Annotated in this window: 26 protein-coding genes and 1 tRNA gene; 11 read left to right on the top strand and 16 right to left on the bottom strand. The window is 64.3% G+C overall.

Features of this window, described 5'->3' with window-relative positions:
- Window positions 1-112: 112 nt before the first annotated feature.
- On the bottom strand, window positions 113-1,543 hold the full coding sequence (gene argH / locus NGM99_RS18075; RefSeq protein ID WP_252821478.1) for an argininosuccinate lyase: 1,431 nt from the start codon (window positions 1,541-1,543) through the stop codon (window positions 113-115).
- Between the two features lie 46 nt (window positions 1,544-1,589).
- Here argH and tlpA point away from each other — a divergent pair, with 46 nt between their 5' ends.
- Both tlpA and ligD read left to right on the top strand, forming a co-directional pair.
- Window positions 1,590-2,279 (top strand): thiol:disulfide interchange protein TlpA, encoded by a 690-nt coding sequence (gene tlpA / locus NGM99_RS18070; RefSeq protein ID WP_252821477.1) that lies wholly within the window; start codon window positions 1,590-1,592, stop codon window positions 2,277-2,279.
- A 46-nt stretch (window positions 2,280-2,325) separates the two neighbouring features.
- Window positions 2,326-3,855 carry a non-homologous end-joining DNA ligase gene (gene ligD / locus NGM99_RS18065; protein WP_252821476.1) on the top strand — a complete coding sequence of 510 codons (1,530 nt, stop codon included), beginning with the start codon at window positions 2,326-2,328 and terminating at the stop codon, window positions 3,853-3,855.
- Window positions 3,856-3,928: 73 nt separating this feature from the next.
- Here the strand turns inward: ligD and NGM99_RS18060 are convergent, their stop codons facing one another.
- The 7 genes from NGM99_RS18060 to NGM99_RS18030 all read right to left on the bottom strand — a co-directional run bounded on the left by NGM99_RS18060 (window position 3,929) and on the right by NGM99_RS18030 (window position 9,302).
- Entirely contained in the window at window positions 3,929-4,807 is an 879-nt protein-coding gene (locus NGM99_RS18060; protein WP_252821475.1) for a 3-hydroxybutyryl-CoA dehydrogenase, read from the bottom strand.
- 203 nt (window positions 4,808-5,010) lie between these two features.
- Window positions 5,011-5,940 (bottom strand): electron transfer flavoprotein subunit alpha/FixB family protein, encoded by a 930-nt coding sequence (locus NGM99_RS18055; protein ID WP_252821474.1) that lies wholly within the window; start codon window positions 5,938-5,940, stop codon window positions 5,011-5,013.
- Between the two features lie 27 nt (window positions 5,941-5,967).
- Complete coding sequence (locus NGM99_RS18050; RefSeq protein WP_252821473.1) at window positions 5,968-6,717, bottom strand: electron transfer flavoprotein subunit beta/FixA family protein; 750 nt, start codon at window positions 6,715-6,717, stop codon at window positions 5,968-5,970.
- 173 nt (window positions 6,718-6,890) lie between these two features.
- A complete protein-coding gene (locus NGM99_RS18045; protein ID WP_252821472.1) occupies window positions 6,891-7,682 on the bottom strand; it encodes a rhomboid family intramembrane serine protease in 792 nt (263 codons plus the stop codon).
- A gap of 12 nt (window positions 7,683-7,694) precedes the next feature.
- Entirely contained in the window at window positions 7,695-8,267 is a 573-nt protein-coding gene (locus tag NGM99_RS18040; RefSeq protein ID WP_252821471.1) for a cob(I)yrinic acid a,c-diamide adenosyltransferase, read from the bottom strand.
- 3 nt (window positions 8,268-8,270) lie between these two features.
- Window positions 8,271-8,468, bottom strand: a complete 198-nt coding sequence (locus tag NGM99_RS18035) for a twin transmembrane helix small protein (protein ID WP_252821470.1) — start codon at window positions 8,466-8,468, stop codon at window positions 8,271-8,273.
- 21 nt (window positions 8,469-8,489) lie between these two features.
- Window positions 8,490-9,302 (bottom strand): SDR family oxidoreductase, encoded by an 813-nt coding sequence (locus tag NGM99_RS18030; RefSeq protein WP_252821571.1) that lies wholly within the window; start codon window positions 9,300-9,302, stop codon window positions 8,490-8,492.
- A 291-nt stretch (window positions 9,303-9,593) separates the two neighbouring features.
- On the opposite strand from NGM99_RS18030, the gene NGM99_RS18025 reads away from it, so the two are divergent.
- Window positions 9,594-10,448 (top strand): YihY/virulence factor BrkB family protein, encoded by an 855-nt coding sequence (locus tag NGM99_RS18025; protein WP_252821569.1) that lies wholly within the window; start codon window positions 9,594-9,596, stop codon window positions 10,446-10,448.
- A 101-nt stretch (window positions 10,449-10,549) separates the two neighbouring features.
- Window positions 10,550-10,837 (top strand): hypothetical protein, encoded by a 288-nt coding sequence (locus tag NGM99_RS18020; RefSeq protein ID WP_252821469.1) that lies wholly within the window; start codon window positions 10,550-10,552, stop codon window positions 10,835-10,837.
- On the opposite strand, the gene gluQRS is transcribed toward NGM99_RS18020, so the two are convergent.
- A complete protein-coding gene (gene gluQRS, locus NGM99_RS18015) occupies window positions 10,834-11,697 on the bottom strand; it encodes a tRNA glutamyl-Q(34) synthetase GluQRS (RefSeq protein WP_252821468.1) in 864 nt (287 codons plus the stop codon). The two genes, NGM99_RS18020 and gluQRS, sit on opposite strands and share 4 nt — an antisense overlap.
- A 41-nt stretch (window positions 11,698-11,738) precedes the next feature.
- On the opposite strand from gluQRS, the gene NGM99_RS18010 reads away from it, so the two are divergent.
- Both NGM99_RS18010 and NGM99_RS18005 read left to right on the top strand, forming a co-directional pair.
- Window positions 11,739-12,389 carry a DNA-3-methyladenine glycosylase family protein gene (locus NGM99_RS18010; RefSeq protein WP_252821466.1) on the top strand — a complete coding sequence of 217 codons (651 nt, stop codon included), beginning with the start codon at window positions 11,739-11,741 and terminating at the stop codon, window positions 12,387-12,389.
- 130 nt (window positions 12,390-12,519) lie between these two features.
- Window positions 12,520-13,077, top strand: a complete 558-nt coding sequence (locus NGM99_RS18005; protein WP_252821464.1) for an HNH endonuclease — start codon at window positions 12,520-12,522, stop codon at window positions 13,075-13,077.
- 20 nt (window positions 13,078-13,097) lie between these two features.
- On the opposite strand, the gene NGM99_RS18000 is transcribed toward NGM99_RS18005, so the two are convergent.
- Complete coding sequence (locus NGM99_RS18000) at window positions 13,098-13,601, bottom strand: disulfide bond formation protein B (protein ID WP_252821462.1); 504 nt, start codon at window positions 13,599-13,601, stop codon at window positions 13,098-13,100.
- A gap of 14 nt (window positions 13,602-13,615) precedes the next feature.
- Window positions 13,616-14,206 carry a YqaA family protein gene (locus NGM99_RS17995; protein ID WP_252821460.1) on the bottom strand — a complete coding sequence of 197 codons (591 nt, stop codon included), beginning with the start codon at window positions 14,204-14,206 and terminating at the stop codon, window positions 13,616-13,618.
- Window positions 14,207-14,361: 155 nt separating this feature from the next.
- On the opposite strand from NGM99_RS17995, the gene NGM99_RS17990 reads away from it, so the two are divergent.
- Window positions 14,362-14,446, top strand: a tRNA-Leu gene (locus NGM99_RS17990).
- Between the two features lie 51 nt (window positions 14,447-14,497).
- Here the strand turns inward: NGM99_RS17990 and NGM99_RS17985 are convergent.
- Window positions 14,498-15,496 (bottom strand): FUSC family protein, encoded by a 999-nt coding sequence (locus tag NGM99_RS17985; RefSeq protein WP_252821458.1) that lies wholly within the window; start codon window positions 15,494-15,496, stop codon window positions 14,498-14,500.
- A 194-nt stretch (window positions 15,497-15,690) separates the two neighbouring features.
- Between NGM99_RS17985 and NGM99_RS17980 the strand changes: the two genes are divergently transcribed.
- Entirely contained in the window at window positions 15,691-16,011 is a 321-nt protein-coding gene (locus NGM99_RS17980) for a hypothetical protein (protein WP_252821456.1), read from the top strand.
- A gap of 140 nt (window positions 16,012-16,151) precedes the next feature.
- Window positions 16,152-17,789, top strand: coding sequence for an AMP-binding protein (locus NGM99_RS17975; protein ID WP_252821454.1), 1,638 nt, complete (start codon window positions 16,152-16,154; stop codon window positions 17,787-17,789).
- Window positions 17,790-17,837: 48 nt separating this feature from the next.
- On the opposite strand, the gene NGM99_RS17970 is transcribed toward NGM99_RS17975, so the two are convergent.
- The 4 genes from NGM99_RS17970 to NGM99_RS17955 all read right to left on the bottom strand — a co-directional run bounded on the left by NGM99_RS17970 (window position 17,838) and on the right by NGM99_RS17955 (window position 21,707).
- Window positions 17,838-19,112, bottom strand: coding sequence for a GNAT family N-acetyltransferase (locus tag NGM99_RS17970; RefSeq protein ID WP_252821452.1), 1,275 nt, complete (start codon window positions 19,110-19,112; stop codon window positions 17,838-17,840).
- A gap of 1 nt (window position 19,113) precedes the next feature.
- Window positions 19,114-20,520: a lipopolysaccharide biosynthesis protein gene (locus NGM99_RS17965; RefSeq protein WP_252821450.1), complete on the bottom strand. Its 1,407-nt coding sequence runs from the start codon at window positions 20,518-20,520 to the stop codon at window positions 19,114-19,116.
- A gap of 99 nt (window positions 20,521-20,619) precedes the next feature.
- A complete protein-coding gene (gene hpt, locus NGM99_RS17960; protein ID WP_252821448.1) occupies window positions 20,620-21,171 on the bottom strand; it encodes a hypoxanthine phosphoribosyltransferase in 552 nt (183 codons plus the stop codon).
- A gap of 11 nt (window positions 21,172-21,182) precedes the next feature.
- A complete protein-coding gene (locus NGM99_RS17955) occupies window positions 21,183-21,707 on the bottom strand; it encodes a hypothetical protein (RefSeq protein ID WP_252821446.1) in 525 nt (174 codons plus the stop codon).
- 179 nt (window positions 21,708-21,886) lie between these two features.
- Here NGM99_RS17955 and ftsE point away from each other — a divergent pair, with 179 nt between their 5' ends.
- Window positions 21,887-22,546 carry a cell division ATP-binding protein FtsE gene (gene ftsE / locus NGM99_RS17950; RefSeq protein WP_252821444.1) on the top strand — a complete coding sequence of 220 codons (660 nt, stop codon included), beginning with the start codon at window positions 21,887-21,889 and terminating at the stop codon, window positions 22,544-22,546.
- Window positions 22,539-23,510 (top strand): cell division protein FtsX, encoded by a 972-nt coding sequence (locus NGM99_RS17945; RefSeq protein ID WP_252821442.1) that lies wholly within the window; start codon window positions 22,539-22,541, stop codon window positions 23,508-23,510. The genes ftsE and NGM99_RS17945 overlap by 8 nt, the downstream gene beginning before the upstream one ends.
- Window positions 23,511-23,520: the final 10 nt, after the last annotated feature.

Here is a 23,520-nt window from a genome sequence, read left to right as displayed (position 1 = left end):
GTCCTGTCCCAAGAGCTTTCGCGTTCTAAAGCAAATCCAGCAAAAGTGCGCAGCGGTTTTGCGTCCGGAATTGCGAAAAGTACAAATGCTCTAGCCCAAGCCTCGCCGCTTGTCAGGCGCTTGCGAGCCGCTCGCGCCAATAAGCGATCTGCGCGCGGACGCCATCCGGGGCCGTACCGCCGAAGGATGTGCGGCTTTCCACCGAGCGATCGACGGAAAGCACATCGAACACCGTTTCGGTGATGCCCGGATGGATGGCCTGCAGGTCGGCAAGCGAGAGTTCTTCCAAGCCCACCCGCCGCTTCTCGGCCTCTGCCACGGCGCGACCGGTGACATGGTGCGCCTCACGGAACGGCAGGCCTGCCTCGCGCACCAGCCAGTCGGCCAGATCGGTCGCCACCGAGAAGCCCGCGCCCGCCGCGCGCCGCATGCTGTCCGTGTTCACCCCCATGTCGCCCACCATGCCGGTCATCGCGGCCAGCATCAGGTCGAGCGTTTCCGCCGCGTCGAAGACCGCTTCCTTGTCTTCCTGCATGTCCTTCGAATAGGAAAGCGGCAGCCCCTTCATGACCGTCAGGAGCCCGATCAGGTGGCCGTTGAGCCGTCCCGTCTTGGCGCGCACCAGTTCGGCGGCATCCGGGTTCTTCTTCTGCGGCATGATCGACGAGCCTGTCGAGAACGAGTCCGACAGCCGCACGAAATTGAACTGCGGCGTGGACCAGATCACGATCTCCTCCGCCAGCCGCGACAGATGCACGCCGGCGATCGAGGCGACGCTGAGGAATTCCAGCGCGAAGTCGCGATCGGACACCGAATCGATCGAATTGCGGGTCGGGCCGCCAAATCCAAGCGCCTCCGCCGTCGCATGGCGGTCGATCGGGAAAGGTGTACCGGCAAGTGCCGCCGCGCCCAGCGGGCTCTCATCCATCCGCTTCGCGGCATCCTGCGCGCGCGACAGGTCGCGGCCGAACATCTCGACATAGGCCATCAGATGGTGGCCGAAGGTCACCGGCTGGGCGCTTTGAAGATGCGTGAAGCCGGGCATCACGCTGGCCGCGTGTTCCTCGGCACGCGACAGCAGCGTCTCGATCAGGCCACGCAAGGCATGCGCCGTGCGCTCCGTTTCGCGCTTGACCCAAAGCCGGAAATCCACCGCCACCTGATCGTTGCGCGAGCGCGCGGTGTGGAGCCGCCCGGCCGCCGAACCGATCAGTTCGGCCAGCCGTGCCTCGACATTCATGTGGATGTCTTCGAGCTTGGCCGAGAACTGGAAACTGCCTGCTTCGATCTCGCCGAGAATTTGGCTGAGACCCTTTTCGATCGCGGCATGATCGTCCGCCGAAATGATCCCCTGCGCTTTCAGCATCGCGGCATGCGCCAGCGAGCCTTCGATGTCCTGCGCATAAAGTTTCCGGTCGAAGTCGATGGAAGCGTTGATCGCCTGCATGATGGCAGCGGGGCCCGACGCGAAGCGGCCGCCCCACATCTGGTTGCTTCCCGCTGTCGCAGGCTCGGCCTTGGCGCTGGGCTTCTGGTCGCTCATATGGGTAAACCGCATCCCTGGATGACGCCGCGACGGGTGAGGCAGCATGGACAGAAAACTTTTCCCCGCACTGCGCTGGGCCCTGCTGGCAGGGCTTGCGGGCGCATGTGCCGGTGTGGGGGCGGTATATTTCGGCTTGCACGGGTCTGGCAACGGGGAGAACGCCTCGGATGCGGCGCCCTCGACCGTCGCTGCGAGCACCGAGGCCGACAAAGCCTGCGCACTGAAGGCTGACCAAGCGAAAACGGTGGGCGCTGCGGCACAAGGCCAGGTCGCAGCCATGCTGCCGGCCGATCCGCCGATCTCGCTCGCCGGCCTGCAATTCGAGACCCCGCAAGGCACGCCGATGACGCTTGCCGACAAGAAGGGACAGACGCTGCTGGTCAATCTCTGGGCCACTTGGTGCGCGCCCTGCCGCGCGGAGATGCCTGCGCTCGACGCTCTCGAAACCGAGATGGGCGGCGAGAATTTCGAGGTCGTCACCGTCAATCTCGACAAGGGCGATGCGACCAAGCCCAACAAGTTCCTCGACGAGATCGGCGTCAAAGCGCTCGAACGCTATCGCGATCCCTCGCTGAAACTCTTCGACACGATGAAGGAACGCGGCCTCGTGCTCGGCCTGCCCGCGACCTTTCTGATCGACGGCGAGGGCTGCATGCTGGGCTCCATGAACGGCCCCGCCGAATGGCACAGCGCGGATGCCAAGGCGCTGATCGAGGCCGCGCTGGAACCCTGAGCACGAGGTTACGTTTGCCTGTTTCCCCATGTCGGAGAGGCGGGCAATGGCGGATCTCAAGACTTACCGGGAAAAACGCGACTTCTCGAAAACGGAAGAACCCGAGGGCAAAACCGAGCCGCTGCGTGTTTCGAACCGCGGCGGCATCTTCGTCGTTCACAAGCACGATGCCACCCGGCTGCATTACGATCTGAGGCTCGAACATGGCGGCGTGCTGTGGAGTTGGGCGGTGACGCGCGGCCCGAGCCTCGACCCGTCAGAGAAGCGTCTCGCCGTTCAGGTCGAGGACCACCCGCTCGACTATGCCGGCTTCGAAGGCACGATTCCGGAAGAGGAATATGGCGGCGGTGCCGTGATCGTCTGGGATGAAGGCAGTTGGACGCCGAAGGGCGATCCTGCCGCAGGCATGGAGAAAGGCCGCATTTCCTTTACTTTGGAAGGCCGCAAGCTGCGCGGCGGCTGGCATCTCGTGCGCATGAAGCCCCGCCCGAAGGAGCACGCGCCGAACTGGCTGCTCGTTAAGGATGAAGACGCGGAAGCGCGCGACACCGGCGACATTCTCGAAGACATGCCGCGCTCCGTGCGATCCGACCGGACGGTCGAGGAAGTCGGCGGCAAGGAGGAGACACCGGCGCCACCCAAAAAGAAGACCCCGGCGAACAAGGCAACACCTTCGAAAGCCAGTTCCAAAAAGGAAGACCTCGGCAAGCCCGTTACGATCGAAGGCGTGCGCGTGTCGAGCCCCAGACGCCAGCTTTGGCCGGAAGCGAAGTTCACCAAGACCGATCTCGTGGATTATTACCGCAAGGTCTGGGACCGCATGCGCCCCTTCATCGAGAATCGCCCGCTGACGCTGGTGCGCACGCCTGACGGCGTCGGCGGCAGCCAGCGCTTCTTCCAGCAGCATGCCTGGAAGGGCATGCCTGCGGCCATCAGCACAATGCGTGACCCGGCCGACGATGCGGAACTGCTCTTCATCCAGAACTTCAGCGGCCTTGTGGCCCTCGCACAGTTCGGCATCACGGAAATCCATGTCTGGGGAGCGAAGGCCAACAGCCTGACGCAACCCGATCAGGTCACCTTCGATCTCGACCCGGACCCGGGCATCGACCTCGACGCGCTCCGCCGCGCGGCCCACGACCTGCGCGCTCATCTGGAGGAAAGCGGGCTCGTGCCTTTCGTGAAGACGTCCGGCGGCAAAGGCTACCACATCACGGCACCGCTCGAACCGGGCGCCAATTGGAAGGCGGTGGAGCACTTCGCCAGCGCCCTTGCCCACCGCATGGCCAGGGAAGAACCCGACCGCTTCACGGCTGCGTCGTCCAAGGACGAGCGCAAAGGCCGCATCTATCTCGACTATCTGCGTAACAATCCGAACGCCACCACCGTCGTCCCCTGGTCGCCGCGTGCACGCAACAGCGGTGCCGTGTCGGTGCCGATCACATGGAAAGAGCTGGACGACGTCGCATCGGATGAATTCAGGCTGGGCAGCAAGGCGCTGAGCGGCGCGCTCAGGCGAAAGAACCCGTGGGCGGACTTCTTTGGCAGCGCAAAGCCACTCCCGCGCGGAAGTTAAGCGTTAACGCAAACTTTCCGACTCTTTACCGAAAGCTTAATGACGGCACCTAAGCCACTGAAATGATGAGGCCTTACCGTGTCGGAACCGGTGTTTCGCCCCGATAATCGTAGAAGCCGCGATTGGTCTTACGACCGAGCCAGCCGGCTTCGACATATTTCACCAAAAGCGGACAAGGGCGGTATTTCGAATCCGACAACCCGTCATGCAGCACCTGCATGATGGAGAGGCAGGTGTCCAAGCCGATGAAATCGGCCAGCTGCAACGGGCCCATCGGATGGTTGGCGCCGAGCTTCATCGCCGTATCGATGGCCTCCACCGTGCCCACGCCTTCGTAGAGCGTGTAGATCGCCTCGTTGATCATCGGCAACAGGATGCGGTTGACGATAAAGGCCGGGAAGTCCTCGGACACGGTCAGCGTCTTGTGCAGCGAGGCGACGAACCCCTTGGCGGCTTCGAAGGTGTGATCCTCGGTGGCGATGCCGCGCACCAGCTCCACCAAATTCATCACCGGCACCGGATTCATGAAGTGGATGCCGATGAAGCGCTCGGGGCGGTCGGTTTGCGCCGCCAGCCGCGTGATCGAGATGGACGAGGTGTTGGTGGCGAGAATGGCCTCGGGGTTCAGGAGCGGACAAAGCTGCGCATAGATCTTGCGCTTGGTCGCCTCGTCCTCGGTCGCCGCCTCGATCACCAGATCGGCCGCGGACAGGTCGCTCAGTTCCGACGCTTTGGCGATACGTCCGACCGCCTCTTGCCGGACCTTGTCCTCAAGCTTCCCGGAAGCGACCTGGCGTGCCATGTTGCCGCTGATCGTGGCGATGCCCTTCTCGATCCGCTCGCCCGAAATGTCGTAAAGCAGCACCTGATAGCCGGCCAGCGCGCAGACATGAGCGATACCACCGCCCATCTGCCCGGCGCCGATGATCCCGACCGTTTCGATGCTGCTCATTCTTCTTGTGATCCCTGGACCCAGCCCTAGCCACGGTTCGGAACCGTGGATTGTTGCAGTGCAAGGTAGAGAACCGGTCGGCAAAGGGAAAGCGGTTTCGAGGCCTTTGCCCAGTCACATCATGGGGTTGGCCGATATGGTGCGGACAAAACAAAAAAGGACGGGCGTAGAGCCCGTCCCTGTCATTGCGACTGGCGCAGTTGTTACAGCGCCTTTTCGAGTTCCGGCACGAGTGTGAAGATATCGCCGACGAGGCCGTAGTCGGCGACCTGGAAGATCGGGGCTTCCTCGTCCTTGTTGATGGCGACGATGACTTTCGAGTCCTTCATGCCGGCGAGATGCTGGATGGCGCCCGAGATGCCGCAGGCAATATAGAGATCGGGTGCCACCACCTTGCCGGTCTGGCCCACCTGCCAGTCATTGGGCGCATAGCCCGCGTCAACGGCTGCACGGGAGGCCCCCACCGCTGCCCCCAGCTTGTCGGCCAACGGCAGCATCACCTCGTTGAACTTCTCGGCGGAGCCCAGTGCACGTCCCCCTGAGACGATGATCTTGGCCGAAGTCAGCTCGGGCCGCTCGGAAGCGGCAATCCGGTTTTCGACAAAGCGGGAAAGGGCCGGATCGGCTGCGGCATTGGCCGTCTCGACGGGTGCGGCACCACCTTCGGGAGCAGACGCAAAGGATGCCGTGCGGATGGTCAAGACCTTCTTGGCTTCAGTCGACTGCACGGTCTGGATGGCGTTGCCCGCATAGATCGTGCGTTTGAAGGTGTCGGGAGACACCACCTCCATCACTTCCGACACCTGGGCCACATCAAGAAGCGCTGCGACACGCGGCATGACGTTCTTGGCCGAGGTCGTGGCAGGCGCGAGGATCGTGTCGTAGGGCCCAGCCAGTTCCACGATCGTCGCAGCCAAGGGCTCGGCCAGACGCTCGGCCAGCGCCTCGCTCTCAATGAGCAGGACCTTGGCGACGCCCTGCAGCTTGGCGGCAGCCTCAGCTGCGCTTTGCGCGCCTTGGCCGGCAACCAGCACGTGGATGTCAGAGCCGATCCCTTTGGCTGCGGTCAGCGCCTTGGCGGTCTGGTCGGACAGCGACGCGTTATCGTGTTCGGCGAGAAGAAGAATGGTCATGGGATTTGTCTCCTTGGGCTCGCCTTGTCAGATGATGCCGGCTTCGTTTTTGAGCTTGTCGACGAGTTCCGCGACCGACCCCACCTTCACGCCCGCCTTGCGCCCTTGCGGCTCTTCCGTCTTGAGAACGGTGAGGCGGGGCGTGACATCCACGCCGAAGTCAGCGGGTGCCTTCTCATCGAGCGGCTTCTTCTTGGCCTTCATGATGTTGGGCAAAGACGCATAGCGCGGCTGGTTGAGCCTGAGATCAGTGGTGACGATCGCCGGCAGCTTGAGGTCCACGGTCTGAAGGCCCCCATCCACCTCGCGCGTGACTTTCAACCGCTCGCCTTCGACCTCGACCTTGGACGCAAACGTGCCCTGCGCCCAGCCGAGAAGTGCCGCCAGCATCTGGCCGGTCTGGTTGGCATCGTCGTCGATCGCCTGCTTGCCCAAAATGATGAGCGATGGGCCTTCGGCCTCCGCCACACCCTTCAACAGCTTGGCAACCGCCAAGGGCTCGACCACGCCGTCGGTCTTGATGAGGATCGCCCGGTCCGCGCCCATGGCGAGTGCGGTCCTCAGCGTCTCCTGTGCCTGCTGCGGTCCGATGGACACCGCGATGATCTCATCGGCCACCCCCGCTTCCTTCAGCCGGATCGCCTCTTCCACCGCGATCTCGTCGAACGGGTTCATCGCCATCTTCACATTGGCCAACTCAACACCCGACCCGTCAGACCGAACCCGGATCTTCACGTTGTAATCAACCACGCGTTTGACAGGGACCAGGATCTTCATGGGCAAAGACGACCTTTCATGGCAATCGCGCGACGGAAACGCGCTTTCAAGCTAGGCCTTAGCAAGGCCGGGCTGGAAGAATTTGTCGAAACCCGACATCCTCTAGGCAAAATCCACCCGTCGGTGCCAAGGCTCGATCTTCCGCAGACGGATGACGGTGTGAGACCGCGAAGTCAATACGGCCCCGCCTTTCCGGCTTCCCGCTCGGGCGCGCGCAATCCCCACGGGCCGAGTTGCGGAGACGGCACGCGCACAGGCACCTCGGCTGCGCGCGGGGTCATCACATGGCTGTCGAGGATCGGCTGGTCGCGCCGGCGCAAGAGGACCACGAGCACCGCGCCCGCGATCAAGCCACCCACATGCGCCGCAAACGAGATCGCCGCCTCGCCGGCCATGAACAGCATCGCGAACTGGAACACGATCCAGGCGGCAAGAACGATCCAGGCGGGCAGGCGCAAGGGGATTCGCCCGAAAGCGAGCACCCAGATCTTCACGCGCGGATGCAGGATCAGATAGGCCGAAATGATGCCGGCAATGGCGCCCGACGCCCCGATCAGCGGCGCCTGCGAGCCCGGGTCGAGCAACCCATGGCAAAGCGCGCCGGCGGCGGCACAGGCGCAATAGAAAAGAACATACCGAAAATGCCCGAGCGCATCTTCGACGTTGTCGCCGAACACCCACAGAAACAGCATGTTGCCGCCCAGGTGCAGCCAGTCGGCATGGAGGAACGAATAAGTGAGAAAGGTCAGGTCCTCGGGCACGATGGCATAGCCCGCCGGCAGCACAGCCTGATCCCAGACGAGCGCGGGGATGAAGCCGAGCCCCAGCACGGCACCTTCCGTCCACAACTCGCCTTCGAACGTCGAGAACAGGTGGACGCCGACATTCACCGCGATCAAGGCGATCGTCACCCATTGCAGCCTGATGCGGCGAAGATGGTTGGCGTCGTGGATCGGGATGAACAAGCGGCGCGGTTCCTAGCGGTTCTGACCGGGCACCCAGAGCACATCGCCGCGCCCGTCATCGTTTGCCACCCGACCCATCACGAATAGAAGGTCGGACAATCGGTTGAGATAGCGCACCGCATCACGGCTCACGCGCTCGGCAGGATGCGAGGCGAGTTCCGCCGTCAGCCTCTCCGCGCGGCGCACCACGGTTCGTGACAGGTGGAGGGCGGCGGCAAGTGCCGTGCCACCCGGCAGCACGAAGGAGCGCAGGGGCTCCAGTCTTTCGTTCAGCCCGTCGATCTCCGCTTCCAGCCTCTCCACCTGCGAGGCCACGATGCGCAACGGCTCATACGAGAGCGGCTCGCCGGTGTCGGGCACGGCGAGGTCGGCGCCGAGATCGAACAGGTCGTTCTGGATGCGGATGATGATCCCGTCCATCTCGCCCGACGCATGCAGTCTCGCCAGCCCCAGCGTCGCGTTCGCCTCGTCCACCGTGCCATAGGCCTCGACGCGCAGGTCCCATTTTGGGCGCCGCTCGCCGGAGCCCAGGCCCGTCGAGCCATCGTCGCCCGTGCGCGTGTAGATCTTGTTCAGCTTGACCATGGATCAGGATGCCCCGCGCTGGATCCAGACCGCGAGCAGGATCAGCACGAGCGCCACGAACTGCAACAGCACGCGCGCCTGCATCAGCTTGTTGGACGTCACGCCCGAGCCGCCACGCATCATGTTGACGAGCCCGCGCACCAGCACGAATACCACGCCGAGCATGACGATGATGGCAAGAATGTTGAAGACGGTTGCCATGAGGGAAATCCGAAAGAGCGGTCAGTTCGATTTCGCGACCGTGCGCAAGAAGAGCGAAGACGGCAGCACGCGCAAGAGCACCGCCGCGATCTTTGCTGGTGTCGTCACAACATAGTGCGGTCGGGGATGCTCTGACAGCAGCGCATGGCGCAGAACCTTGTGAACGGCGTCGGGCCCGAGCTTGAAGCGCGATACGGTTCCTCCCGAACGCAACCGGTCGAGCTGCCGCGCATAAGCCTCACGGTGGGCGGAACCGTGATAATCCACATGCCGCTCGAAATGCGCGAGCCCGTTGGCCGCGATCTTCGAGCGGATCGGCCCTGGCTCGATCAACGAAACATGGACGCCCGAACCCTTCAGCTCCGCGCGCAGGCAAAGCATCAGCATTTCGAGCGCGGCCTTGGAGGCTCCATAGGCGCCGCGGAACTGAACCGGCGTATAGGCGAGCACCGACGAAACGCTGACGATCCGCCCCGCCCTCTGCTTTCGCATCACCGGCACCACGCGGCGCGTCAGCGAGTGCCAGCCGAAGAAATTCGCTTCGAACTGCGCGCGCAACGCTTCGGTCGGCACGTCTTCCACCGCACCCGCCTGCGAATAGGCACCATTGTTGAACAGCGCATCGAGGCGTCCGCCTGTGCGCGCCATCACGGCATCAAAACAGGCTCCGATCGAGGCCTCATCGGCATAGTCGAGAAAGAACGCCTCGATGCCGTCCGCTTCCAGTGCCGCGATATCTTCGGGCTTTCGCGCGGTGGCGAAAACCCGCCAGCCCTCGTCGCGCAAGGCGCGCGCGCAAAAGGCACCGATGCCCGATGAAGCACCGGTCACCATGATCGTCGGGCGGGTGGTCCCGCTCGTTTCAAGGCTTGCCAAGCGAAGCGTTCCCCACCCATATGCCTTGGCTTCCATATGGGGAGGCGCACTCATTTTCCAGTCAGGTTTTTCTGGCACGATTCAGCCCACATGAAAGAGCAGCCACCCCGCCCCAGATCGGCCGTCCGTAATCAGCCGCCGGTTCGCGAACCGCGTACGCGGCTTCATGCGGTCGAACGCGCCGCATCCGCTGCGAGTGCTGGTCTTCCGCCGCCCTCCGGCTTGCCCGCGCAAGCCAAGTCGGGCCGGATGTGCGCCCTCTCCGCCATCCGCCGCATCCTTTACGACGCGCTCGGCCACTTCAACGACGATGACGGCTGGTCGATGTCGTCCCATCTCGCGATCTCCGCGCTGATGGCGCTGTTTCCCTTTCTGATCTTCGCGACCGCTCTTGCGAGCTTCCTGGGCGCGCAGGCTTTCGCCGATACCGCCGTGCACCTCGTCTTCGACACCTGGCCCGTGCAGATCGCCGAGCCGATCTCGCGCGAGGTGGTTTCCGTTCTCACCGTGCCGCGCTCGGGCTTCCTGACCATCGGCGTGATCCTGGCCGCCTACTTCGCCTCCAACGGTGTCGAAGCGTTGCGCGCCTCGCTCAACCGCGCCTACCGCACGGTGGAAACCCGCTCGATCATCCATCGCCGCATCCAGAGCCTCGCTTTCGTGTTCATCGCCACCGTGGGCTTCGTGGTGATCTCGGTGCTGCTCGTCTTCGCACCCCTCATCGCGCGGATCCTGCTTAGCCAGTTCTCCTGGATCGAGGATTATATGGGCACGATCACGGTATGGCGTTTTGCCATCGCCTCGCTGGTGATCGTGCTCGGCCTCGTCGCCGTGCATCTCTGGTTGCCCGACGGCAGGCGGCGCTTCGCGGATATCGTGCCGGGCATCATCTTCACGCTGATCGGCTGGCTGATCGGCTCGACGGTCTTCGCGCTCTATCTCGACCGGTTCGCGAATTACGTGAACACCTATGCGGGCCTGGCCTCGATCATGATCGCCATCGTGTTTCTCTACATCGTCTCGGCGATCTTCATTCTGGGTGGCGAACTCAACGCTTCGATCCGCCGCTTTCTCGAAGCCCGCGCGCGGATCGGCGACAGATGAGGGTAAACGAATCGGCAAGGATTGCCGGTTAGCCTGCGCGTTCAAGAAGTTGCTTGGAGCCTAAAGCCCCAATCCCACCCGAGGGCACACGAGGACCGCGCATGATCTGGAATCTGGCGCCATTCTGGCTTTGCATGGCCGTCGCGATCGTGATGGTCATCGCCTTCTTCTTCGGCACCGCGCTCGACGCCATCATGGGCGAGGACGGCTTCGGTGCGATCGGCAACATGGTGCTGTTCACCCTCGGCTTCTTTGTCGCGATCATCGGCGCAAATTCCTATGGCATTCCGTTGCGCGACCTCACCTGGGCGGTCGGCACCGGCCTCGGAGGCGCCTTCGCGCTGATTGCCACCATGGCGCTTTTGAAGGCAGGCATGGCACGGCTCTAAGCGAGGCTGACTTCCCGCCAGACCTGCTCGGGCGTCCAGCCCCGTTCCCGCAAAACCGCAATTCCTGCCGAACCCTCGCTCTTCGCGAGCTTGCGTCCGTCGCTGCCGAGAATGAGGCGGTGATGGTGATAGGTCGGCTCGGGCAGATCCAGAAGCGCCTGGAGCAGGCGGTGGACGGCTGTCGCCTCGTAAAGATCCTGCCCGCGCACGACATGGGACACGCCCTGCCGCGCATCGTCCAGCACGACCGAGAGATGGTAACTGGTCGGCACCGTGCTGCGCGCGATCATCACATCGCCCCACGCCTCCGGCTGGGCCTCGACGCGACGGCCGGTCTGGAGGCCGGCATCCATCCATTCCTGCCATGAGAGCGACGGCGGCGCGCGTTTGAGCGCCTCCGCCATGTCGAGTCGCCAGCTATGCGCCTGGCCCTCGGCGATCCGGCGTGCCCGCTCGCCTTCGCTCAGGTCCTTGTCGCGAGACGGATAAAGCGGCGCACCGTCAGGGTCACGCGGCCAATGCGCATCGTCTGTGTGGGCCTTCACCTCGCCCCGGCTCATGAAGGCCGGATAAACGAGGCCCATCGCCTTCAGCCGTTCCAGCGCCCCGGCATAGTCCGCCATATGCTCCGACTGGCGCCGAACGGGCCTCTCCCATTCGAGTCCCAGCCAGTGCAGATCGTCGAGCATCAGAGCTTTGAGTTCGGGCTTGGAGCGCTCGCGGTCGATGTCCTCGACCCTCAGAAGAAATCGCCCGCCCACACGTTCCGCCATCCGCGCATTCAGGCCCGCGCTCAGGGCGTGGCCGAGGTGAAGCCTGCCATTGGGGCTCGGCGCGAAACGGAACACGGGTGCTGCCATGCGCCTTGCTAAGCAAACCGAATTTCGCGAACAAGCGCCCCATGCAAACGATCAGCACGCTTGCCGACCTGGAACAGGGCCTCGATGCGCTCTGCCGCCTCGACCCGCGCCTCGAAGCAGTCCGCGCCGCCGCGCCGGAGGTGCCCTTGCGTCGCGCCGAGCCAGGCTTCGCCAGCCTCGTTTCCATCGTGATCGGCCAGCAGGTTTCGACGGCCAGTGCTGCTGCGATCTATGCCCGCTTCGCAACCCTTCTCGACCCGATGACGCCCGATGCCGTGCTCGCAGCCGAGGACACCGTGTTCCGCGAAGCAGGCTTTTCCGGCGCCAAGGTGCGTACCGTCCGCGCCCTCGCCCAGGCCGTTCATGACGGGCTCGACCTCGACCACACGTGCCAACTCGACGCCGAACATGCCATCCGGCTTCTCACCAAAGTGTCCGGCATCGGCCCGTGGACGGCCGAGTCCTATCTTCTCTTCGCGGCCGGTCATCCGGATGTGTTCCCCGCCGGCGATGTCGCGCTGCAAGCGGCGGTCGCCCATGCCTTCGGTCTCGCCCAGCGTCCGAGCGACAAGGCGCTTCGCCTGATCGCGGAACCCTGGTCGCCCTGGCGCGCGGTCGCGGCACGCCTGTTCTGGAGCTATTATCGCGTGATGCGCTCGCGAGACGGCGTCTTCATCGCTTCAGACAGCTGATTTTCCCGTTTCCTCCGCTTTTCGGGGGACAAATTGTCACAAACCCCACCCCGGCTTCACAATCCTGTCGTGTCAGAGCTAGATTGTGCGTGTGAATTGGGTTTCGGACTACTGTCGGAGGAGCTGAAGCGTGACGGTTCACGTGTCTCCGGACGGACTTCCTGCGCTGGTTCTCAACGCGGATTACCGCCCACTGAGCTATTATCCCCTGTCACTCTGGTCGTGGCAGGACGCCATCAAGGCCGTGTTCCTCGACCGGGTGAACATCGTCGCCGAATACGACCATGCGGTTTCATCGCCGAATTTCTCGATGCGGCTGCCCTCGGTCGTGTGCCTGAAAAGCTACGTGAAGCCCTCCCGCAATCCGGCCTTCACCCGCTTCAACGTCTTTCTGCGCGACCGCTTCCAGTGCCAGTATTGCGGCTGCACGAACGATCTGACTTTCGATCACGTCACACCCCGCCGCTGCGGCGGTGCCACGACCTGGGAGAACGTCGTCGCCGCCTGCTCGCCCTGCAATCTGAAAAAAGGCGGCATGCTGCCTGCACAGGCCAAGATGTGGCCCATGCAGAAGCCCTACCAGCCCTCGGTGCACGACTTGCACAACAACGGCCGGCTGTTCCCGCCCAACTATCTGCATGAGAGCTGGATGGATTATCTCTACTGGGACGTGGAGCTGGAGCCGTAAGAGGCAGCTCTGCGGCCAACCTATCGCTTCCGCGCCACCGCCCCGAATGCCACGACGGCTAGCACCAGCGCGATCAGGAAATTCCACCCCGCCAGCGAAATGCCGGCGATCCGCAGGGCGGCGTGGTCGCAAGCCGGCGGCACGAAACTGTCCAGCGAATCGAGAACCCCTGCCCCGCCGGTATTCACCGAAGGTGCCGCAGCCCCGCAATCGGTTGGCCCGGCCCACCAGCCCCATTCGACGCCGGCATGGTAGGCCCCGAGATAGGCGCCCCACAGCATCAGGAGCCCACCGAAGGCCAGCAGCGCGCGGGTCAGCCATGACGGCCCCTTGAAGCTCGCTGACAGAAACGCCGCCAGCATCACCGGCACGCCGAGATAGTAGGGCGTGCGCTGCTCGTAGCAGAGCTTGCAGGGGATATAGCCGCCCAGATGCTGGAACAGGAGCGCACCGCCCACCGTGGCGATCATGGCAAGCCCGATGAGGAGTGCCGCGGTGGCATGCGTGAAGCGGGTCTCGGTCATGGGCGTCTGGCTCCTTAAAGCGCGTATTTGAGCACGAGGAAGATGACGATCAGCAAGACCGCCACCGCGCCTGCGATCAGCCCCAGCCGCTTCTCGATGAAGTGCCTGATCTCGTCGCCGTAAGTGCGCAAGAGCCAGGCGAGGAGAAAGAAGCGAAGCCCGCGCGCGATCACGGCCGAAAGCACGAACCAGCCGAGCGGAAACGCAACCACGCCCGACAGGATCGTTACCACCTTGATCGGCGGCAGATGCGCGAAGCCCGATGTGACGAGCATCAGGAGAACGAGTTCCACCCCGCTTTCGCCCGCGCGAAGCTGGTCGAAGGCCTCGGCCTTGCCGTAGAATTCGAGGATGGGCCGCGCGAGCTGGTCATAGGCGAAGTAACCCAGCATCCACCCCGCGATGCCGCCGAGCACCGAGGCCACCGTCGCCACCAGCGCATAGCGATAGGCACGATCAGGCCGTGCCAGCGCCATCGGCAGGTAAAGCACGTCGGCCGGCACGAGAAACACCGAGCTTTCCACGAAGGCGATCACCGCCAGCCACACTTCCGCGGATTTCCGCGCGGCAAGCGAAAGCACCCAATCGTATAATCTGCGCAGCAAGGGCCGGTCTCCGTTGGAGGCAATCATCCAGCCATCAAGCCGAATCGCCGGAACAGGGTCTTAGCGGCCCGGTGCGAAAATTTCAGCCAGACTTCTGGACCGCCACCCCGCATTGTGGCATGGGACGCGAACGCGCCAAAGAAAACGCGCACCGTGCGGGTGTGGTGGAATTGGTAGACGCGCCGGACTCAAAATCCGGTTCCGCAAGGAGTGTCGGTTCGACCCCGACCACCCGCACCACCCTTTCCCTGAAACTCACGCTTTCACCGAAACTCACGCTTTTCCTTAAACTTACGATGCATCGCCCAGCCGGTCCTCGGTAGCCCGGATGCGACGGCGCGGCTTGCGCACGAGAAATGCCACGCCGAGCGCGATCAGGCCTCCGATCAAAGTCGCGACCACGCGATGCTCGGCATTCACCACCACGCCGCCATGGCCGATGGTGACGAGGAGCACCACGGTCGCGGTCACCGCGATGTTGAAGATCGGATAGCGCGCCTTCTGCAGCGCATAGGACAGCCCCACCGTCACGGTCGCCCCGATCAAGAGGGCTGTAGGATTGTCCGCCACCAGCACGGCGAAGAGTGTCGCAAACACGGAACCGGTCAAAGTCCCCAACAGGCGTTCGAGCCCGCGTGCCCGCGTGTCGTGAAGGCCGGGTTTAAGCACCAGAAGGGCCGTGATCGGCGCCCAATAGTCGTTGCTCAGCTGAAGCTGCCGCGCGATGACGATGGCAAGCGCCACGCAGAGGCCTGCGCGAAAGGCATGGCTGATCACCAGCTCACGATCGACGGGTTTGGGTGCCGGCCCACGCGGCAATCGCTTCGAGGCCTGCGGCACCAGCGAAGCGAGCGTGACTACGAACAGGATCTGCATCGCACCGCCGACGAGCACGGCCGCAGTTCGCTCGGCCGCCTGCTCCACTCCACCCGGATAGTAGCCTGCCACCATCAGCGCGATCACGGATTGCAGCATCACCCACCAAATATCTTCGTCACGCAGCGCCAGCACCGCGCATCCAGCCGCGAGCAGGCCCGCGATCATCGCCGAAAGAACCAGCGAAACGCCGATCAGCGTGCCGATGAACCCTGCCAGCGCCATGCCGAACATCGCGCCCAGCATGGCGCCCCAGCGCCGTCCTCGAAGGTCGCGCGCCGCGCCGAAGCCGACGGAAAACGCAGCCCCCGCTGCCACCGCGCCATAGGCTGGTTGCCCGATCCACTGTCCGGCCAGAAACAGAAACGGAATGGCCGGCACGGCGAGCGTGGCTTCGCGCCAGTGAAACGGCATGCCCGCCGCGCCTTGGATGAGGCGGCGATGGAGTGGGGGCTTTGGCTCCGGTTTCCGGGGACGGTGGTCTTGGGCAGGCATCAGGCGGATGGCACCATGCAGCGGTCAACGGGCAGCGGATCGGGTATGGTCAGTGAGCCCGCCAATGATGAAGAACCCTTGGCAGGCATGCCCCCCGATCCAGATCTCTTTCCATGCGCAAAGCCTATCCGCAAACACCCGACAAACGATACTTCGTCGTGCGTGGACGATTGTGGCGGCTTTCCGATCCCTCGCTCGATCCGGCCAGGCGCGAGGCCTTGGTCCACGATCTCATGACCGCCCGCCGCGCCGTGCGCGATGCGAAGGGTGATCCGTCAGCCCTCAAAGCCGCGCGAGAAGCCGTCGATCGCGCCAAGCACGGCCTCGGCGAGCGCGGGCCGGTCTGGTGGACGGACGGGGCGCCGGACTACAACCGGAAGATGGCGAAGAACACGCCTTATCGGGAATGGTTCGAGGGGCTGGAGACGCCTTGATCTCTGATGAGGGCCGAATGAGTGGAAGGTTGTGAGGGGGCCTCTCCACCTGCATTTTCCTCCCTCTGCACCAACAAACCTCCTCATCTTGTGCAATGCACCCACTTGGGTTTGCAGCGCACAATTGCTAACCTCTCGTCATGCTCAACTCCCACGATCCCTGGGAAAGCTGGCGCAAGCATTTCTCCTGGGACCTGCCCCGCTTCTACAATATCGGAACCGCCATCGCCGACCATTGGGCGAAGACGGCGCCCGAACGCGTCGCGCTGATCAATCCGCAGGCCGACGGCACCACGAAAAGCACGAGCTTCGGCACCCTCGCCACCCAGTCCAACCGCCTCGCCTCGGCCCTTCAAGCCAGAGGCATCGGCCGCGGCGACCGCATTGCGCTGCTCCTCGCGCAAAGCGTGGAAACCGTTCTCGTCCACGCAGCCTCGGCCAAGCTCGGTGCCGTCGCGGTGCCGCTCGCGCTGCTCTTCGGCGAGGAAGCCATCGCGCATCGCCTGCATGCAGCCGCTTCTAAAGTCCTGTTCACGACCGCCGAAGGCTGGCGGCGGGCCCGCAATGTGGCGGGCAGTGTGCCCAGCCTCGAACACGTCTTCATCGTCGACGAACCCGACGGAGCCGCCACCGATTTTCACCGCATCCTCGCCAGCGGCTCAGCCGATTTCACCCCCGTTTCCACCACGCCCGACGATCCGGCGCTGATGATCTTCACCTCGGGCACCACCGGTGCGCCCAAGGGCGCGCTGCACGGTCATCGCGTGCTGCTCGGCCACCTGCCAGGCGTGCAGGCCTTTCACGAGTTCATGCCCGAACCCGATGACCTCCTTTGGACGCCTGCGGATTGGGCCTGGGCTGGCGGACTTCTGAATGTGCTGATGCCTGGCCTGGCACTCGGCGTGCCCGTCGTGATCCATCCGCAAGGCAAGTTCGATCCTGAAAAGGCACTCGAAACCATGGGCCGGCTCAAGGTCCGCAACGCCTTCGTGCCGCCCACCGCATTGCGCATGATGCGCGCGGCAGGTGACGCCGTGAAACAGGCCAGGCTGAACCTTCGCACACTCGGCTCGGCTGGTGAAAAGCTCGGGCGCGACACGTTCGACTGGGCCGAAGACGCCTTCGGCATTCCCGTCAACGAGGCCTATGGCCAGACCGAGTGCAACCTCGTGCTCGGCTCCTCCGCCCGCCTCGGCGTCTCGAAAAGCGGCGCGATCGGCAAGCCGATCCCGGGCCACGAGGTCGCGATCCTCGATGAAGAGGGCCGCCCCGTTCCTCAAGGCCAGCCCGGCCGCATCGCCGTGCGTGCGCCCGACCCGGTGATGTTTCTCGGCTACTGGAACGATGAAGACGCCACGCGCGAGAAATTCCAGGGCGACTGGTTCATCACCGGCGATGGCGCCACGGTGGACGAGGACGGCTATTTCCATTTCCTGGGCCGCGACGACGACATCATCACCTCGTCCGGCTTCCGCATCGGCCCGTCCGAGATCGAGGATTGCCTTGCCGGCCACCCTGCCGTGCGGATGGCGGCCGCGGTCGGCAAGCCCGATCCGCTGCGCACCGAGATCGTGAAGGCCTATGTCGCGCTGAAGGACGACATCACGCCGAGCGACCAACTCGCCAGCGAGATCGCCCGCTTCGTCCGCGAGCGCCTGTCCGCGCATGAGTATCCGCGCGAAGTCGCCTTCGTGGACGACGTGCCGCTGACCACCAGCGGCAAGGTCATCCGCCGCCATTTCCGCGAAGCGGCAAAGCGTGAAGCTGAACGTTCCTAGCGCATTTTCCGGACGCAGATTGGCTTCGCACTTTTGCCGGAAATGCTTTCAGCGCCGGCGAAGCAACCCTCTGAGCCGGTTGCGCACCAGCCTGAACTGGTTGCGCGTGTTGCGATAAAGCTCGAGTTGCTTGGCGGCCTGCGCGACCTGCTTTTCGCGTCCGGGCTCGAGCCCCACCACGAATGTGCCGATCGGCATGCGCTCGCTCCACAAGCGGCTCATCACCGGGTGGTCGGGCATGGCGCAGGAGTCGGTCGCGATGATCCCGCGATCCGAGAGATGCATTCGCGTCACCTCGATCATCAGGATCGTGCCGGGCGAGAAGGCGGCAAACTCCTCGTCATAAGCCGTCTTCCACGTATAGCCGATCCCACGCTCGATGAAGACCACGAGCGCTGCCACCACCCGCTCGCCGACACGCAGGAGATGAACGCGCGCCAGATCCTGTTCGGCCAGGCGGCTGATGGCCTCGCGTGCGAAGGCCGCGCGAAAGCGGTCGGTCGCCATGGCCGACCTGTTCCGCCCCTTCCAGCCGGCCGCTTCCAGCGACAGGAAAACCTCGACGCCGACGCGGATCTCACCGGGGTCGCGCAGCACGAGATGATCGACCGGCCCCTGCACCTCCAGCCGGCGCTTCAGCCGCCGAAACTCGCGGAAATGATGGGCACGCAGCGAATTGCGCAGATAGGCGTCGCCATCCAGCGTGCTTTCGAGGAAGGGCCGCTCGACCTCCCCCAGCGTTTGCAGCGCGAGCTTGTGCCGCTTCACCACCGCTCGCAGCGTTTCGGCAAACGGCCCGTCGAGCCGCACATCGGGCAAGACGAACACTTTGGGCAGTTTCAGATGCGGTCGTGCGAGCATGCCGAAGAAGTCTTCCAACACGCCTTGCGGGTCGTCCTCGTCCACCAGCGGCGTGCCGAGGGGGCCGAAGGGATTCGACCAGGTGCGCAAAGTGGGCACGCCAAGCGGCACGACCGGCGCTTCCACCGAAAACGGGACCAACAGGCGCAACCGGCTGCGGTTGTCGCCCCCGTCGCGGATCACGGCCAGCCGCACCTCACGGTCTTCGAGGCGTGGCATCGCGGGCGCGAGAAAGCGCGGGTTGAAGAAGATGTTGGGCTCGATCGTGCGCTTGCAGAGAAAATCAAGTTCCTCCACGAGATCGAAGCCTCCGGAAGCCGGGTAGATCGCCAGCCGCCGTTCGGGCCGCGCGCGGGCGGACAGCTCGGTGTCGGCGCCGGGCTCGGAATCGTGCCAGCCGGCGAGCCCATCGATGATGGCACCCGAACCGCTGCTTTCCTCGAGGATCGGATTGGCCGCCATCTTACGGTGCCTCCGCACGCGGCTGCGGCGCCAGGATGAACATCACGAAGCCATGCTTGTGCCAGACGGTAAGGCCCAGCAGCGTTGCCTCGAACAGGATCGACAACGCCGTAGCACTCGCCGCGCCCCAAAGGCCGAAGCGGGGAATGAGCAGCGTGCAGAGCGTGATGTTGAAAACGAGCGTCAAGGCGAAGACCAGCGCGCAGGCATTCTGGTGCCCGCTCATCGTCAATAGGCTTTCCGCCGGACCGATGGCCGCGCGCAGCACCACGCCCGACAGGAGCGGCACCAGCAGCCAGAAGCCCGCCTCGAAGCCTGGCCCGAACAGCATCAAAAGCGGCTCGCCCAGTGCCAGCACGATCACGGCCATCAAGAGCGAGGGCCAGAAGGTCCAGCTCACGGTTTCGCGTGCGAACTGGGCAAGGCGGTGGGGCTCGGCATGCGCAAACTGCGCATAGCGCTGCGCCACGCCCGCCTTCACCGCGAAATACACGAAATGCACCAGCGCCAGCACCTTCACGGTGGCGAAATAAACGCCGACATCGTCGGGCTTCATGTAGACGCCGACCATCAGGACATCGGCATTGGTGAGCAGAAAGAAGAAGCTCTCGACCAGAAAGATTGGCAGGGAAACGGCCAGCCAGTGCCGAACCAGAAAGCGCGACGGGCCACGCGCCGTTTCGCGCCCGATGCGGCCCGAAACAACGACGAGATGGCCGAGCGTCGTGACGTAAGTGGCGAGCACCGCCGCAAGCGTCGCGGTGATGGCATCGGCCGCGAAATCGGCTGCGATCAGAACCACCATGAAGGCGAGGATGAGCACCGGCCGGATCAGGTAGGTCGGCGCGAGTGCCGCGATGCCCCAGGACCGCGCGCGCGAAATGCCCTGCAGCGTGTCCGACAGCGCGATCATCGGCATTGCCACGAGGCCGAGGATGAACGGTGCAAGGTAGTAGGGCTCGACCAGCCCGCGCGCCAGCCATAGCCCGAGAATGCCGAGTGCCGCCAGCGCCGTCGACGCCAGAAGCGTGAAGACGCGGCTGCCCCAGAGAATCCCCCGCAGTTCGGGCAGCATCCCCTTCTCGCGATATTCCGGCACGAAGCGGACGACGGAGGTGTGGAAGCCGAGACAGGAAAGGCTCCCGGCCATCACCATCACCAGCCAGACCAGCACGAAGATGCCGTATTCGAACCCGCCCATCCAGCGCGCGAGCAGCACCTGGCTGACGAAGCCGATCAGCGCGGAAAGGATGCGGATCGCAAAGGCCAGCAGCGACATGCGGCTTGCCGCGCCGCGTTCGTCGGGAGCGAAGAGAAGCGCGTCGAGCCGGCCGAGATGGGGCCGGGCGCGCGTGGCCAGGGACGCCGGCAGAACGCGGTCGGCCGTGCCGGCAGCTGAAAAGCGCACTCCCTCCCCCTTTCCGTCGCAGCCTCGCAAGGAGGCCAGACATAAGGGACAAGGCCTTAAATTTCGATGCGCGTTTGTTTGCGCTTTGCGTGCGCGCGGTCAGCTTTCGTTAGCATCTCCGCGCACGATGCCCACGAAAGGCAGTTCGCGGAAGGCATGCGCCACATCCATGCCGTAGCCGACCACGAAATGGTCGGGACAGTCGAAGCCCACATAGTCGGCCTCGAAGGGAAGCTGCCGGCGCATCCGCTTGTCGAGAAGCACGGCCACCGAACAGCTCTTCGCGCCGCGCTCCATCATCAGGTTGCGGGTGAACTGCAGCGTCTTGCCCGATTCCAGGATGTCGTCCACGAGCAGCACGTCACGGCCCTTCACGTCGTTGTCGATATCGCGCAGCACACGCACTTCGCCGCTCGTCGTGCCCGCGCCATAGGAGGAGATGAACATGAATTCGACCTCGGGTGCCGCGCCCACATCGTGCAGCGCGCGGATCAGGTCGGCGGCAAAGATGAAGGAGCCCTTGAGGATCGAGATCACCAACAGGTCTTCCGCAGGCTTTTCCGCGATTTCCTTGGCGAGCTCGAGATTGCGCCGGGCGATGGCCGAGGCGGAAAACAGGACTTCGATCTCTTTGCCGCGAACCACCGGCATGGGCACTTCCCCTAATTGGCGAGCACGAGTTGTGCGTTGGCGATGCCCTTCGCGGGCGAGGCCAGCCGCGTCTCGAAACTCATCTGCCCACCGGCCGGAACCAGTCCGGCGGGTGGAGGCAGCGGATAAAGGAAGCTGCTCTCGCCGCTTTTCACGCTGAGGGCAAGGGGCGGCAGTGCCAGCGGCCCGGTGCCACCGTTGCGCGCCTTGGCGCTGATGCGCACTGCGCCGTTCTGTTCGACGCGAACGGCGCTGGTCTCCAAGCTCAGGGCGCCACGCAGTTCCGGTTCGGACGCGTTGGGTAGAAAGAGCGCCGCACCGCCGGAAAGAAGAAAGCTCGCAGAGATCGCAAGCGCGCCGCAGCACCAGAAGAGCGCGCCGCCCCGTTTCACTGCTGCCGGCGGACGGCCTTCGGGATCGTTGCGAGTCGAAACCATGTGCAGCGGGTTCGCCGGTTCACGGGCGGGCGACGCCGTGCCGAGCACGACGAATTCCCCTTCGATCACGGGTGCTTGGGAGCACGAGCTACGCTTCATGATGAACAGGAACTAAACGAACATGGTTAACATCACCTTGCGTTCCAGCCTCACGCGGGTTTCAGATTTTAAGACACCGTTAACCATGTCGGCGCATGGTCCCCTCTTCCGCTGAACGTATGGGGCTGTTCCCCGGCGTTCTCCGGAAGACTTTCTCAACCGCGAAGGTCGCCAGTCCCGTGATCCGTTTCGAAAATGTGGGCCTGCGCTATGGCATGGGGCCCGAGGTCCTGCGGGACATCTCGTTCGATCTGCCCCAGCGCTCGTTCCAGTTCCTGAGTGGCCCTTCGGGTGCCGGCAAGACGACGCTCCTGCGCCTGCTTTTTCTCTCGCTCAAGCCCACGCGCGGCCTGGTTTCCATCTTCGGCAAGGACCGCCTGAGCCTGTCGCGCACCGAGCTTCCGTCCTTACGCCGCCGCATCGGCGTCGTGTTCCAGGATTTCCGCCTGCTCGACCATATGAGCACCTTCGACAACGTCGCACTGCCGCTGCGCGTTCGCGGCCGCGAGGAATCTTCCTACCGCGCGGACGTGATCGAGCTTCTGAAATGGGTGGGTCTCGGCGAGCGCATGCATGCCCCGCCGCCCGTCCTGTCCGGCGGTGAAAAGCAGCGCGCTGCCATTGCCCGCGCGCTTATCGAGCAGCCCGATATTCTCTTGGCCGATGAGCCCACCGGCAATGTCGATCCGCCGCTTGCGCGCCGCCTCTTGCGCCTTTTCATCGAGATGAACCGCCTTGGCACGGCGGTTGTCATCGCGACCCACGACCAGCACCTGATGGAGCAGGTCGATGCGCGCCGCATGATCCTTTCTGGCGGGAGGCTCGACATCCATGACTGATGCCGCCCTGTCCTCGTCTGGCATCAACGCCTCTGTCCGCACCTCCCGCGCGCCGGCTCCCATCGTGCCGCCCGCCCGCATCGGCGGCAATGCGCTGGTGGCCGTGATTGCCATCATGACCTTCCTGTCCTGCCTCACGCTTGGTGCCGTCACGCTGGTGCGCGACACCGCAGGCCAATGGGAAACGCAGATCGCGCGCGAGGCAACGATCCAGATCCAGCCGCGCGAAGGCTTCGACATCGAGGACGCCCTGACCCGCACAGCCCTCACCGCGAGCGCCGTGAAAGGCGTCACCGGCGTGCGCGTGGTCGATCCGGACGCCACCGCGCGCCTGCTCGAACCCTGGCTCGGCAAGGGCGTCGATCTCAACGCACTCCCCGTCCCCCGCCTCGTCATCGTCACCATCGACCCGGTCAATCCGCCCGACTTCGCCGAAATGCGCGCGGCTTTGGACGCGCAGGGCCTCGGCGCGCGGCTCGACGATCACCGCACCTGGGTGGATCGCCTCGTCGGCATGGCGCATTCCACCGTGATCGCCGGCCTCGCCGTGCTTGCCCTGATGCTCGCCGCCACGGCCCTTTCCGTCGCGTTCGCCACGCGTGGTGCGATGTCGGGTGCCGGCCACATCATCGAGGTGCTGCACTTCGTGGGCGCCGAAGCGCGTTTCATCGCCGGCGAGTTCCGCCGCCATTTCCTGTGGATCGGCCTGAAGGGCGCGGGCGCGGGAGGCATCGCTGCCGTCCTTGCGTTTCTCGGCTTCGGCATCTGGACCAAGGTGAATATGGCGACGCCCGGCGCGGACCAGTCCGCAGCACTTTTCGGCCAGTTTCATATCGGCGCGAGCGGCTATGCGGGCGTGGCGCTGGTCGCATTGGTCGTAGCCGGCATCACGGCGCTCACCTCGCATTTCACGGTCGTCGCCTTCCTGTCCGACATCGACGTCCCCCGGAACGAACAAAGTTAATTCTCTCGCG

Origin of the sequence: Mesorhizobium liriopis, assembly GCF_024053505.1 — a bacterium.
Lineage (GTDB): Bacteria > Pseudomonadota > Alphaproteobacteria > Rhizobiales > Rhizobiaceae > Mesorhizobium_B > Mesorhizobium_B liriopis.
The sequence above is the reverse complement of the archived record's forward strand: the minus strand, read 5'-3'. Positions and strand labels throughout refer to the sequence as shown.